The 13,140-nt window shown below is 70.2% G+C and carries 14 protein-coding genes; 13 read left to right on the forward strand and 1 reads right to left on the reverse strand.

Features of this window, described 5'->3' with window-relative positions:
* Together infB and rbfA are read left to right on the forward strand one after the other, a co-directional pair.
* The coding region (infB, locus tag ACI3KX_RS10865) for a translation initiation factor IF-2 (RefSeq protein ID WP_404909732.1) at window positions 1–2,248 on the forward strand (2,248 nt) is incomplete at its 5' end.
* A gap of 67 nt (window positions 2,249–2,315) precedes the next feature.
* Window positions 2,316–2,750 carry a 30S ribosome-binding factor RbfA gene (rbfA, locus tag ACI3KX_RS10870; RefSeq protein ID WP_349426984.1) on the forward strand — a complete coding sequence of 145 codons (435 nt, stop codon included), beginning with the start codon at window positions 2,316–2,318 and terminating at the stop codon, window positions 2,748–2,750.
* Window positions 2,751–2,861: 111 nt separating this feature from the next.
* Here the strand turns inward: rbfA and ACI3KX_RS10875 are convergent, their stop codons facing one another.
* The gene (locus ACI3KX_RS10875) at window positions 2,862–3,764 is read right to left on the reverse strand and encodes an A/G-specific adenine glycosylase (RefSeq protein WP_404909734.1); all 903 of its coding nucleotides are present in this window, start codon (window positions 3,762–3,764) and stop codon (window positions 2,862–2,864) included.
* A gap of 286 nt (window positions 3,765–4,050) precedes the next feature.
* Between ACI3KX_RS10875 and ACI3KX_RS10880 the strand changes: the two genes are divergently transcribed.
* From ACI3KX_RS10880 to ACI3KX_RS10930, 11 genes are all read left to right on the forward strand, one after another.
* Complete coding sequence (locus ACI3KX_RS10880) at window positions 4,051–4,497, forward strand: hypothetical protein (RefSeq protein ID WP_349426986.1); 447 nt, start codon at window positions 4,051–4,053, stop codon at window positions 4,495–4,497.
* A gap of 51 nt (window positions 4,498–4,548) precedes the next feature.
* Complete coding sequence (locus ACI3KX_RS10885) at window positions 4,549–5,229, forward strand: uridine kinase (protein WP_404909736.1); 681 nt, start codon at window positions 4,549–4,551, stop codon at window positions 5,227–5,229.
* Complete coding sequence (gene truB / locus ACI3KX_RS10890) at window positions 5,229–6,176, forward strand: tRNA pseudouridine(55) synthase TruB (RefSeq protein WP_404909738.1); 948 nt, start codon at window positions 5,229–5,231, stop codon at window positions 6,174–6,176. Before ACI3KX_RS10885 ends, truB begins: the two co-directional genes overlap by 1 nt.
* Window positions 6,173–6,541 (forward strand): hypothetical protein, encoded by a 369-nt coding sequence (locus tag ACI3KX_RS10895; RefSeq protein ID WP_349426989.1) that lies wholly within the window; start codon window positions 6,173–6,175, stop codon window positions 6,539–6,541. Before truB ends, ACI3KX_RS10895 begins: the two co-directional genes overlap by 4 nt.
* A 106-nt stretch (window positions 6,542–6,647) precedes the next feature.
* Window positions 6,648–7,091, forward strand: a complete 444-nt coding sequence (locus ACI3KX_RS10900; protein WP_404909740.1) for a hypothetical protein — start codon at window positions 6,648–6,650, stop codon at window positions 7,089–7,091.
* Entirely contained in the window at window positions 7,088–8,059 is a 972-nt protein-coding gene (locus ACI3KX_RS10905) for a bifunctional riboflavin kinase/FAD synthetase (protein WP_349426991.1), read from the forward strand. The genes ACI3KX_RS10900 and ACI3KX_RS10905 overlap by 4 nt, the downstream gene beginning before the upstream one ends.
* Window positions 8,060–8,135: 76 nt before the next feature.
* The gene (locus ACI3KX_RS10910; protein ID WP_349426992.1) at window positions 8,136–8,516 is read left to right on the forward strand and encodes a hypothetical protein; all 381 of its coding nucleotides are present in this window, start codon (window positions 8,136–8,138) and stop codon (window positions 8,514–8,516) included.
* A 141-nt stretch (window positions 8,517–8,657) separates the two neighbouring features.
* Entirely contained in the window at window positions 8,658–9,599 is a 942-nt protein-coding gene (locus tag ACI3KX_RS10915) for a sugar-binding domain-containing protein (RefSeq protein WP_363357740.1), read from the forward strand.
* A gap of 52 nt (window positions 9,600–9,651) precedes the next feature.
* Window positions 9,652–10,659: a deoxyribose-phosphate aldolase gene (gene deoC / locus ACI3KX_RS10920; RefSeq protein ID WP_349426994.1), complete on the forward strand. Its 1,008-nt coding sequence runs from the start codon at window positions 9,652–9,654 to the stop codon at window positions 10,657–10,659.
* A gap of 14 nt (window positions 10,660–10,673) precedes the next feature.
* Window positions 10,674–12,191 carry an aldehyde dehydrogenase family protein gene (locus ACI3KX_RS10925; protein WP_404909742.1) on the forward strand — a complete coding sequence of 506 codons (1,518 nt, stop codon included), beginning with the start codon at window positions 10,674–10,676 and terminating at the stop codon, window positions 12,189–12,191.
* Complete coding sequence (locus ACI3KX_RS10930) at window positions 12,188–13,051, forward strand: aldehyde dehydrogenase family protein (RefSeq protein WP_404909744.1); 864 nt, start codon at window positions 12,188–12,190, stop codon at window positions 13,049–13,051. The genes ACI3KX_RS10925 and ACI3KX_RS10930 overlap by 4 nt, the downstream gene beginning before the upstream one ends.
* Window positions 13,052–13,140 lie beyond the last annotated feature (89 nt).

Below are 13,140 nucleotides of genomic sequence, written 5' to 3' on the forward strand. Positions count from 1 at the left end.
CTTCTCTTCTTCTCAGTTCCTTTGCCAGCGCCCGAGCCCCGGCAACATCCCGCGTCCGCAGGCCCCGCGTCCGGGTGCTCCTCGCCCCGGCGCTCCGCGTCCCGGTGGCGCAGGTCGCCCCGGTGGTGGCGGTCGTCCCGGTGCGCCGTTCCAGCAGCGTCCCGGCGGTGCCGGTCGTCCCGGTGGCGGCGGTGGCGGTGGCTTCCAGCGTCCTGGCGGCGCTCCCGGTGGAGCGCCCGCGGGCGGCTTCGCGGGTCGTCCCGGCGGTGGTGGCGGTCGTGGCCGTGGCCCCGGCGGTGGCACCGCAGGCGCCTTCGGCAAGGGCGGCGGCAAGTCGAAGCAGCGCAAGTCGCGTCGGGCGAAGCGCCAAGAGTTCGAGATGCGGTCGGCGCCGGTCGTCGGTGGCGTCAACGTCTCGAAGGGCAACGGCGAGATCATCCGCCTGCGCCGCGGCGCATCGATCGCGGACTTCGCGGACAAGCTCGAGGCGCTGCGCGGGTACACCGTGCAGCCCGGCACGCTCGTCACCATCCTGTTCAACCTGGGTGAGATGGCGACCGCGACCGAGTCGCTCGACGAGGCCACCTTCGAGGTGCTCGGCGCCGAGCTCGGCTACAAGATCCAGATGGTCTCGCCCGAGGACGAGGACAAGGAGCTCCTCGAGGGCTTCGGTCTCGATCTCGAGGCCGAGCTGGAGGCGGAGAACGAGGAAGACCTCGAGATCCGGCCTCCGGTCGTGACCGTCATGGGTCACGTCGACCACGGTAAGACGCGACTGCTCGACGCCATCCGCCAGACCAACGTGGTCGCGGGCGAGGCCGGCGGCATCACGCAGCACATCGGTGCGTACCAGGTCTGGACCGAGCACGAGGGCATCGAGCGTGCGATCACCTTCATCGACACCCCGGGTCATGAGGCGTTCACCGCCATGCGTGCCCGCGGTGCGCAGGTGACCGACCTCGCGATCCTCGTGGTCGCCGCCGACGACGGCATCATGCCGCAGACGGTGGAGGCGCTCAACCACGCCCAGGCGGCCAACGTGCCGATCGTGGTCGCGGTGAACAAGGTCGACAAGCCCGACGCCAACCCCGCCAAGGTGCGCCAGCAGCTCACCGAGTACGGCCTGGTCGCCGAGGAGTACGGCGGCGACGTCATGTTCGTCGACGTCTCGGCTCGCCAGGGCACCGGCATCCAGGAGCTCCTCGACGCGGTGCTGCTCACCGCGGACGCGGGTCTGGACCTCACGGCCAACCCGAACAAGGACGCGCGCGGTGTCGCGATCGAAGCGAAGCTCGACAAGGGTCGCGGTTCGGTCGCCACGGTGCTCATCCAGTCCGGAACGCTGCGCGTCGGCGATGCGATCGTCGCCGGCACGGCGTACGGCCGCGTCCGTGCGATGGCCGACGAGAACGGCGACGCCGTCGAGGAGGCCTTCCCGTCGCGTCCCGTGCAGGTGCAGGGTCTGAACTCGGTGCCGCGCGCCGGCGACACGTTCATCGTGACCGAGGAGGACCGCACGGCCCGCCAGATCGCCGAGAAGCGTGAAGCGGCCGAGCGCAACGCCCAGCTGGCCAAGGCCCGCAAGCGCATCTCGCTCGAGGACTTCACCCGTGCTCTCGAAGAGGGCAAGGTCGAGTCGCTCAACCTCATCATCAAGGGTGACGTCTCGGGTGCCGTGGAGGCGCTCGAGGAGTCGCTGCTCAAGATCGAGGTCGACGACTCCGTCCAGCTGCGGATCATCCACCGCGGTGTGGGTGCGATCACCGAGTCCGACATCAACCTCGCGACGATCGACAACGCGATCGTCATCGGCTTCAACGTCCGTCCCGACACGAAGGCGCGCGAGCGCGCCGCTCGTGAGGGTGTGGATGTCCGGTTCTACTCGGTCATCTACAACGCGATCGACGATGTCGAGCAGTCGCTCAAGGGCCTGCTCAAGCCGGAGTACGAAGAGGTCCAGTCGGGCGTCGCCGAGATCCGCGAGGTGTTCCGCTCCTCGAAGTTCGGCAACATCGCCGGTGTCATCGTCCGCTCGGGCACGATCACGCGCAACGCCAAGGCGCGCGTCATCCGCGACGGCGTGGTCCTGGCCGACGGCCTGGCCATCGAGTCGCTGCGCCGGTTCAAGGACGACGTCACCGAGGTCCGCACGGACTTCGAAGCCGGTATCGGCCTCGGCAAGTACAACGACATCCAGGTGGGCGACGAGATCGAGACCACCGAGATGGTCGAGAAGCCCCGCGGCTGAGTCCGCGTGACGTGATTCCGGATGCCTCGAATCGAGGCATCCGGAATCATCCCCTTAAGGAGCAATCATGGCCAGCGAACGTCAGGCCCGGCTGGGCGACCGTATTCGTGTGATCCTCGCTGAACGGCTCGAGAAGGGCCTGCGCGACCCGCGGCTCGGATTCGTGACCATCACCGATGTGAAGGTGACCGGCGACCTCCAGCACGCCTCCGTGTTCTACACGGTGCTCGGCTCGCCCGAGGAGCGCGAAGGATCCGCTGCGGCGCTGAAGTCCGCGACCGGGATGCTGCGCTCGGAGGTGGGCAAGCACCTCAACGTGCGTCTCACCCCCTCGCTCGAGTTCATCCCCGACGCGATCCCCGAGAACGCCGGCCACATCGCCGATCTGCTGCGCGAGGCGCAGGAGCGGGATGCCGCCGTGGCAGGTCTCGCCTCGTCGGCGACGTACGCCGGCGAAGCCGACCCCTACGTCAAGCCGCGCGAGCTCGACGGCGAGGACTGACTCCTCGCCGCCACAGACACGCCGTGACCGGTCCGCCGGTCGCGGCGTCTGTCGTTGCGCCGGCTCGATGCCCAGGCCCAGTGCTCTGAGCCGCCTGCCCGGTACGAGTGCTCAGAGCGGCAGACGCAAGAGACCGTCGGACGCCTCGGCGAGCCCGTCGGCGATGAGCGAGTCGATGGCACGGTCGCGCTGGAGCGGGTCCGGCCAGTCGGGCAGCATCTCGGCGAGCGGGATCGCGTGGGCTGCGGCATGCCGCAGCGTCTTGAGCACCGCCCCGCGCGCCTGCCGGTCGCTGCCTTCGTAGCGTGCCTGCTTGCGGCGGTCGTCGCCGGTGTCGGGATACCCTGCCGCGCGCCATGTGCAGCGGTCTCGTAACGGGCATGCGTCGCAGCGCGGAGTTCGGGCGGTGCAGATGACCGCTCCGAGCTCCATCGCCGCCGCGTTGACGACGGCCGCGGTGTCGAGCTCGTCGGGCAGGATCGCCGCCATGGTCTCGAGGTCGCGCCGCGAGGGCGGGCCGGGTTGCGACCTGCCCTCGATCGCGCGTGCCAGCACCCGCCGGGTGTTGGTGTCGACGACGGGATGCCGGTCGCCGTATGCGAAGACGGCGACGGCACGTGCGGTGTAGTCGCCGATGCCGGTCAACGCCAGAAGCTCGTCGACGTCACGCGGCACGATTCCGCCGTGGCGGTCGCGGATCTCGACGGCCGCGCGACGCAGCCACAGGGCGCGCCGCGGATAGCCGAGGTTCGCCCACTGCCGCACCGCGTCGGCGGGCGCAGCCGCGGCGAGGTCCGACGGCGTCGGCCACCGGGTGAGCCACGCTTCGAGATGCGGGATCACGCGGTTCACCGGCGTCTGCTGCAGCATGAACTCGCTCACCAGCACGCCCCACGCGCCGAACCCCGGCTGCCGCCACGGCAGATCCCGCGCGTTCTTCGTGTACCAGGCGACGAGGGGAGTCGCGAGGTCGGCCGGTGCCTCGAACTCGGGCGATGTCGCGAGGTCGGGCATGCGTTCCAGCGTAGGCGGCGGCACGGCCGGTGCGCGCGCGTCACGACCTCATCACAATCGCCGCGTCACGATGACGCGGGTCGGCTCCGCGACCGTAACGTGCAGGGACACGAACGAAGGAGCCTGTATGCGTCTGTCGGCATCTGCCGCCGTGCTGCTCATCGCGGCAGTAGCGGTCACCGGTTGCGCGGGCCCGTCCGCCCCCACTGCGGAGCCGTCCGCATCGGTGCCGTCTGCCTCTCCGACGCCTGCCCACTCAGAGGACCCGGACGATCCCGCGACATGGGTGATCACCGAGGCGGGCATGGGGCCGATCGCGTTGGGGATGCCGTTCTCCGACGCGCTGACTCTCATGCCGTCGGGCACCACAAATGATCCGGAGCGCTGTGGCTGGCTGGCGTGGTGGCATGCGCCGGCCCAGGATTACAACGTCTACACCGCTGGGTCGGGGGACACATCCGACGTCGGCCCCGTCAACGTGGTCGCGTCGGAGGCGTGGGGGGATCCGACGGTCGCGCCCGGGCCTCGCACGGCAAGCGGAATCGGTGTCGGCTCGACGGTCGACGACGTGCGCGGGGAGTATCCCGATGCGGTCGAAGTGGCGGACTCGATCGACTCCTCCATCGTTCACCTCCAGGTCGGACGGATGTTTTTCACTTATCGAGAGGACCCGGTGATCCGCTCGGTGACCGTGACGACCATGGATGTACCGCCATACGAGCTCTGCGGGTGACAGGGGCTAGCGCTGACAGGGCGCCAGCGCTCACCGCCGTAGGCTGGGACCATGCGCCTTCCCGTCACGCCGACCACGACGCTGTGGCGCGAACTGCGCGACCGCGTCCGGCGCCGCAACGCCGGCGGCCGCATCATCGTCGCGGTCGACGGGCTGGACGGCGCCGGCAAGACGGTGTTCGCCGACGGACTCGCAGAGGTGTTCGCCGAGACCGGCGACGCGGTGTTCCGAGCCGGCATCGACGGCTTCCACCGGCCCCGGAGCGAGCGTTACCTGCGCGGCCGCCGCAGCCCCGAGGGCTTCTACCGCGACTCCTTCGACTATGCGACCTTCCGGCGCGTGCTGATCGACCCGTTCCGCGACGGCGCGCAGACCGCCGGCACCACCGGCTTCCAACTGGCGGCGTTCGACGTCGTCCGCGACGCGCCCGTCGAGTCGCAGTGGGTCACCGCGCCCCTGGACGCGGTGCTGGTGGTGGACGGCGTCTTCCTGCACAGGCCGGAGCTTCGAGAACTCTGGGACTGGTCGGTCTGGCTCGACGTGCCTTTCGACGTGTCCTACGCACGCATGGCGTTGCGAGACGGCTGCGATCCCGACCCCGGCGCGCCCTCGAACGCCCGCTACCGGCAGGGGCAGGAGATCTACCTGCGCGAGGCGCGGCCGCGGGAGGCGGCATCCGTCATCGTCGACAACGTCGATCTCGCGCACCCCCGGATCGTCGGGCCCAGCTGATGGCGGCGCCCGGAATCCTGCTCGTCGACAAGCCCGGCGGCATCACCTCGCACGACGTCGTCGCACGAGCGCGCCGCGCACGGGGCACGCGCAAGATCGGCCACGCCGGCACGCTCGACCCGATGGCGACGGGTCTGCTCGTCCTCGGTGTCGAAGGCGCGACGCGGCTGCTCACGTTCATCGTCGGACTCGACAAGACCTACGAAGCCACGATCCGGCTGGGCGTCGCGACCGACACCGACGACGCGGAGGGGACGGTCGTCTCGGTGACGGATGCCGCATCCCTCGGCTCCCAGGCCATCACGGCCGGCGTCGCGGCTCTCACCGGCCGGATCTCGCAGGTTCCCAGCACGTATTCGGCGATCAAAGTCGACGGGCGCCGTGCCTACGACCTCGCGCGCGCGGGAGAGGATGTGCAGCTCAAGGCGCGCGAGGTCACGGTGTCGCGGTTCGAGGTCCTCGCCGAGCGGCGCCGCTCGACAGGCTCGCAGGCCGCGATCACGGACGGAGGAACCGCGAGCGTGGACTCGGCGATGTCGGGCGTCATCGACCTCGACGTCGTCGTCGACTGCTCGAGCGGCACGTACATCCGCTCGCTCGCGCGTGACCTCGGCTCGGCGCTCGGCGTGGGCGGGCACCTCACGGCGCTGCGGCGCACGCGCATCGGCCCGTTCGACGTGGCCGGGGCGCCCGGCGTCGAGGACCTCGCCGACGCGACGATGGTCGACCCGGCGACCGCGGCAGGTGCGGTGCTCGGCCGGTTCGAGGTGACCGCCGACGAGGCGCGCGACCTCCGCCACGGCAAGCGGCTGATCGGGGCTGCCGGACGCCTTCACGCGACACCGGCGGCGGCGATCGACCCCGACGGCGCCCTCGTCGGTGTCGTCGAGCGCCGGGGGGACGATGTCAAGAGCGCGATGAACATGCCCGAGGAGGCCGCCCGATGATCCTGTGGTTCACGATCGCGCAGGTCGTCGTCGCGGTCGCGGCAGGTCTCTTCTGCGTGATCGCCGGGCTCGCCGGCCGGCGGCCGAGCGACTGGACGGTCGGCGCTCTCGCCCTGGTCGAGCTCCTGCTCCTCGCGCAGGTCGTCATCGCGATCATCGCGCCGTTCGCGGGCAATCCGCCGTCGGGGAGCCTCCTGGAGTTCTGGGTCTACCTCATCTCCGCCGTGCTACTGCCCGTCGCCGCCGTCGCGTGGGCGCTGCTCGAGCGCAGCCGTTGGAGCACGGTGATCATGGGCATCGCGGCGCTGTCCATCGCGGTCATGGTCTGGCGTATGCAGGTGATCTGGACCGTCCAGCTCGCCTGACGGCCGTCGCGCGTCGCCGCGGCCGCCGGCGCCGCGCCCCCGGAATGCCGCCGCGCGTCGTCGTGGCGGAACCGGTGCCCGCAGCACGAACTAAACTCGTCTGGTTATGTCGTCTTCCGCCCGCCCCCGCATGACCGGCATCGGCCGCGTGCTCGTGATCGTCTACGCGATCATGGCCCTCGGCGCCACCGGTCGGTCCTTCGTGCAGATCGTCGAGCGCTTCGACGAGGCGCCGCTCGCCTACACGCTCTCGGCGCTCTCGGCGCTCGTGTACATCGTCGCCACGCTGGCTCTGGTCTTCGCCGGCCGACGCGGGTGGTACGTGGTGGCGTGGGTCGCAATCGTGTTCGAGCTCGTCGGCGTGCTGATCGTCGGCACGCTGAGCTTCGTGATGCCGGAGCTGTTCGCCCACCCGACCGTCTGGTCCTGGTTCGGCTCGGGCTACCTCTTCGTGCCTCTCGTGCTGCCGTTCCTCGGCCTCTGGTGGCTGGCGACGCATCGTCCTGTCGCGCAGCGCACTGCGGCGGCACCTGCGGTGGTCGCGTCGTGATCGTCTTCCGGGACCCCCGCGACGTGCCGGCGGGCTTCGGGCCGTCCGTCGTCGCGATCGGCAAGTTCGACGGCGTGCACTCGGGCCATCGAGCCGTCATCGATCGGGCACAGGTGGATGCCGAAGCCTCAGGTTCGCGCGTCGTCGCCGTGACGTTCGATCGCAATCCGCTCGCGCTGCTGCGCCCCGAGCTGTGTCCTGACAGCCTGGTCGGCGTCGACCAGAAGCTGCGTCTCCTCGCCGATGCGGGAGTGGATGCGACGCTGATGCTCACGTTCGATCGCGCTCTCGCCGACCTCGGTGCCCGGGAGTTCGTCGAGCATGTGCTCGTCGGAGCGCTGGGCGTGCGGATCGTGATGGTCGGCGCCGACTTCCGCTTCGGTCGCGGCGGCGCGGGCAACCCCGAGCTGCTGCGCGAGCTCGGCGCCGAGTTCGGCTTCGAGGTGGACGTCGTCGACGACGTGCGTGCGATCGACGCCGGGCGGCGCGTGTCGTCGACGTGGGTGCGGGAGCTTCTGGACGCCGGAGACGTCGCCGGCGCGACCCGCCTGCTCGGACGCCCTCACGCCGTGCGCGGCGAGGTCGTGCACGGGCTCAAGCGCGGACGTCAGCTCGGCTTCCCGACGGCGAATCTGTCGCCGGGCCTCGAGGGGTTCGTCCCCGCCGAGGGCGTGTACGCCGGCTGGCTGGTCGACGAGGGGATGCCGCAGGACGGCGCATCCGCGCCGCGCAGCAGCGTGCGCTATCCGGCGGCGATCAGCATCGGCACGAACCCGACGTTCGACGACATCGACGTGCGTCAGGTCGAGGCATATGTGCTCGACGAGACGGACCTCGACCTGTACGGACACGTCGTCGAGATCGAGTTCGTCTCGCGGATCCGCGGTATGGTCGCGTTCGAGGGGGTCGACGCCCTCATCGCCCAGATGTCCGACGACATCGTTCGGGTTCGGCGGGAGCTCAGCTGACCCGCTGGGTGGCGGCATCCTTCGCCCGTTGCGGCCAGCCATAGACCGGCGTACGTGGTCGGCCTACGATCGAGGCGTGCACGCGCTGGTCCTCATGGCCGCCGACGCAGCGGCCTCCGACTCCCCGAACCTGTGGGGTGCCCTCGGGTGCGCGGTCGCGTTCTCGGCCTCGCTGCTGGCGACGCTCGACGCGTTCGCCGACCTGATCCTCGCGCGTGGCGGCTCACCCGCCGGCCGGCTCACCCCGGGTATCGGGATGAAGTTCGCCTCCAAGCTGATCGCCGCGGCGATCGCGGTCGTGTCGGCGGCGATCGTCCTCGTGCTCGACGACAACTGGTTCGCGTTCACGACTCTGTCCATCGCCTTCGTCGTGGTCGTCGGCATCGGGGTGGTCGTGCTGCTGCGGCAGGCGAAGACCAGCGTCGCCGACCCGGCGCGGCCGGGACCCGGCGGCTGAGATCGCCACCACGGCACAGATGCTCGCGACGTCCGGGCGAGCAGCGGTCGTGACGGTTTGCTCATCTGAGCAAACTCTGTGCAGATGTTGGTGACGACCGCGCGGGTGTGTCAGCCTGGAGGGGACGACGAAGGGAGGATCGTGGACGCCGTCGACGAACTTCTCTCGATCCGAGCCGCCGAGCTCTACTACGAGGAGAACCTCACGCAGGAGGAGATCGGCCGGAGCCTGCAGATCACCCGGTGGAAAGTGGGCCGCCTCCTGACGCAGGCCAAGGAGGAGGGTTTCGTCCGCATCGAGATCCTTCACTCGCGCGCACGGCGTCCGCAGCTCGAGCGTCGGCTCCGCGACGAGCGCGGCGTCTCAGCGGTCGTCGTCTCGCGCGCCGGCGTGCGCAACGAGGACGAGCTCCAGCAGCGCGTGGCACAGGCTGCCGCCGACTATCTCACCGCCCTGCGACCCAGCCCCCGTGTGCTCGGCGTCAGCTGGGGGCGCACGCTGTCCGACATCGCGCACCACCTCCGCGACGGCTGGTCCTCCGGCACCGACGTCGTGCAGATCAACGGCGGCGTCAGCATGAGCCAGCGGCCGGGCACAGCAGCCGCCACTGCGGTCAGCATCGCCCAGAAGGGCGGCGGTGCCGCGGCCCTGCTGCCCAGCCCCGCGATCCTCGAGCACCGCGCGACCAAGGAGGCCATCGAGGCGGACCGCATGGTCGCCCGCGTCCTCGAGACGGCGCGCTCCGCCGCCGCGTACCTCTTCAGCGCCGGTGCGGCAGATCACCGCTCGGTCCACGTCGACAGCGGGTATCTCACTCCGGCCGACATCGACCGCCTCGTCGCGGCCGGCGCCGTCGGCGATGTGCTCGGACGCTACATCGGCGCGGACGGCCGCGTCGTCGACCACGACCTGGACGCCCGCACGGTGGGTATCTCCCTCGACGAGCTCCGCGGCGCCGACGTCGCGATCGCCGTCATCGCGGGCGAATCCAAACGAGAGGTCGCCGCCGCAGTGGTCGCCTCAGGCCTGTGCTCGGTACTGGTCACCGACGAATCCACCGCACGCCACCTGCTCGATTCATGAGCAGCGCAGCGCGACTTCACTCCCATCCCACAGACGAAAGCCAGGTCAGGACATGTCAGGCACCTCCATCGTGACGCTCCCCGAGCGGGCCGTCGAGCTGCTCGGCGGGCAGCCGGACGACACCACCCTGCGGCGATATCTGCACGGCCTTCCCGGCGTCGACGCGGTCGGTCTCGAACAGCGTGCCGCCGGGCTGGGCACGCGATCCATCAAGACCACGTCGAAGGCGTGGGCGCTCGACAAGATCATCGAGCTGATCGACCTCACGACCCTCGAAGGCGCCGACACTCCCGGCAAGGTGCGCTCGCTGGTGGCGAAGGCACTGAATCCGGATGCCTCGGATCCGACGTGCCCGCGCGTGGCCGCGGTCTGCGTGTACGGCGACATGGTGCCGCATGCCGTCGAGGCGCTCGGGTCGGCCCACGGCGACCCCGACGAGGGCGGAGTGAGCGTCGCCGCCGTAGCCACCGCGTTCCCGAGCGGTCGGGCATCTCTCGACATCAAGCTCGCCGACACCGCCGAGGCGGTGGCGCACGGCGCCGACGAGATCGACATGGTGATCGACCGCGGTGCCTTCCTCGCCGGCCGCTACGGTCTCGTGTTCGACCAGATCGCGCGGGTGAAGCAGGCGTGCCGCCGCGAGGACGGCAGCTACGCGTCGCTCAAGGTGATCCTCGAGACGGGCGAGCTCAACACCTACGACAACATCAAGCGCGCGTCGTGGCTCGCGATCCTCGCGGGCGGCGACTTCATCAAGACGTCGACGGGCAAGGTGCAGCCCGCGGCGACGCTGCCGGTGACGCTGCTCATGCTCGAGGTCGTGCGCGACTGGCATCGGGCCACCGGTGAGAAGGTCGGCGTCAAGCCGGCCGGCGGCATCCGCACGTCCAAGGACGCCATCAAGTACCTCGTCACGGTCGCCGAGACCGTCGGCGAGGAGTGGCTGCAGCCGCACCTGTTCCGCTTCGGAGCGTCCAGCCTCCTCAACGACGTGCTGCTGCAGCGCCAGAAGCTGAAGACCGGCCACTACTCCGGTGCCGACTACGTGACCATCGACTGAGCCGGGAAGAAGACATGAGTTTCCTCGAATACGCGCCCGCCCCCGAGTCGCGGGCGATCCTGTCCCTCAAGCCCGAGTACGGGCTGTTCATCGACGGCGACTTCCGCGCCGGGTCCGGCGAGCCGTTCGCCACCATCTCGCCCGCCGACGAGAAGCACATCGCCACGATCGCCTCGGCGAGCGACGCGGATGTCGACGCCGCCGTCGCGGCCGCGCGCCGCGCCTACGACCGGACGTGGTCGAGGATGAGCGGGCGCGACCGCGGCAAGTACCTGTTCCGGATCGCCCGGCTCGTGCAGGAGCGCGCGCGGGAGCTCGCCGTCGCCGAGAGCCTCGACAACGGCAAGCCGATCAAGGAGAGCCGCGACGTCGATGTGCCGCTCGTCGCGGCGTGGTTCTTCTACTACGCTGGGTGGGCCGACAAGCTCGACTACGCGGGCCTCGGCGCCGACCCGCGATCCCTCGGTGTCGCCGGTCAGATCATCCCGTGGAACTTCCCGCTGCTCATGCTGGCGTGGAAGATCGCCCCGGCGCTCGCTGCCGGCAACACCGTGGTCCTGAAGCCCGCCGAGACCACGCCGCTGTCGGCGCTCATCTTCGCGGAGATCCTGCAGCAGGCCGATCTGCCGCCCGGCGTCGTGAACATCGTGACCGGCGCCGGCGCCACGGGTGCGGCGCTGGTGCGGCATCCCGACGTGAACAAGGTCGCCTTCACCGGTTCGACCCCCGTCGGGCGCGAGATCGCGAAGGCCGTCGCCGGCACCGACAAGAAGCTCACGCTCGAGCTCGGCGGCAAGGCGGCGAACATCGTGTTCGAGGACGCCCCCATCGACCAGGCGATCGAGGGCATCGTCAACGGCATCTTCTTCAACCAGGGACACGTCTGCTGCGCCGGCAGCCGCCTGCTGGTGCAGGAGTCGATCCACGACGAGGTCGTCGACCGGCTGAAGTCCCGCCTGTCGACGCTCCGCCTCGGCGACCCGCTCGACAAGAACACCGACATCGGAGCGATCAACTCGCGCGAGCAGCTCGATCGCATCCGCGAGCTCAGCAAGATCGGCGAGGACGAGGGCGCCGAGCGCTGGAGCGCGCCCTGCGTCATCCCCGAGAACGGGTTCTGGTTCGCGCCGACGATCTTCACGAACGTGCAGGCCAGCCATCGCATCGCCCGTGACGAGATCTTCGGACCGGTGCTGTCGGTGCTGACGTTCCGCACGCCCGCCGAGGCGATCGAGAAGGCCAACAACACCCCGTACGGTCTCTCGGCCGGCATCTGGACCGACAAGGGCTCGCGCATCCTCGCCGTCGCCGACCGCCTGCGGGCAGGCGTGGTGTGGGCGAACACCTTCAACCGGTTCGACCCGTCGTCGCCCTTCGGCGGCTACAAGGAGTCCGGCTACGGCCGCGAGGGGGGCCGCCACGGCCTCGCCGCGTATCTCAAGGGCGCGGCAGCCGTCGGTCCCCGGTCGTTGAGCGAGCGCAGCGAGACGAAACGCGAATCTACCCGGTCGAAGAAGGAGGTCTCGGCATGAGCAAGCGACTGACCGTGCCGAAGACGTACAAGCTCTACATCGGCGGTGCCTTCCCCCGCAGCGAGTCCGGCCGCACCTACGAGGTCGCGACGCCTAAGGGCGAGTTCCTCGCCAATGCGGCACTCGCGTCGCGCAAGGACGCCCGCGATGCCGTGGTCTCGGCCCGCGGCGCCGTCAAGGGATGGTCGGGGGCGACCGCCTACAACCGCGGCCAGGTGCTCTACCGGGTCGCCGAGATCCTCGAGGGCCGGCGCGCGCAGTTCGTGGACGAGATCGTGCAGCAGACGGGTGTCTCGGCATCCGTGGCCGCCGCCGAAGTCGACGAGTCGATCGACCGCTGGGTCTGGTACGCCGGCTGGTGCGACAAGTTCGCCCAGGTCGCCGGCAACGGCAACCCCGTGGCCGGACCGTACTTCAACATCTCGGTGCCCGAGCCGACCGGGGTCGTGGGCGTCGTCGCCCCGCAGGACACGGCGCTCGTGGGTCTCGTCTCGGCGATCGCGCCGGCGCTCGTGACGGGCAACGCGGTGGTCGTCGTCGCGTCGCAGCGGTATCCGCTGTCGGCGATCTCGCTGGCCGAGGTGCTGGCGACGAGCGACGTGCCCGGGGGAGTGGTCAACGTGCTGACCGGCTCGCCGGCCGAGATCGCACCGTGGCTGGCATCCCACCCCGACGTGCACGCGCTCGACCTCGTCGGCGCCGGCGACCTGGACTGGGTCGACCTGCAGATCGCGGCCGCCGACACCCTCACACGCGTGCTCCCTCCCGAGAACGGGACGGATGCCGCGGCCCCGAGCCTCTCCCGCATCACGGCGTTCACCGAGACGAAGACGGTGTGGCACCCCAAGAGCCTCGCCTAGCATTCGACCGGGTTCGTCACACACCGAAGGGATTGATCGCATGAGCAGCTGCCAACGCTAGCCCCACCCGGGGCGGCGACCATCGAGAG

Origin of the sequence: Microbacterium sp. ZW CA_36 (genome assembly GCF_044987475.1) — a bacterium.
Classification (GTDB): domain Bacteria; phylum Actinomycetota; class Actinomycetes; order Actinomycetales; family Microbacteriaceae; genus Microbacterium.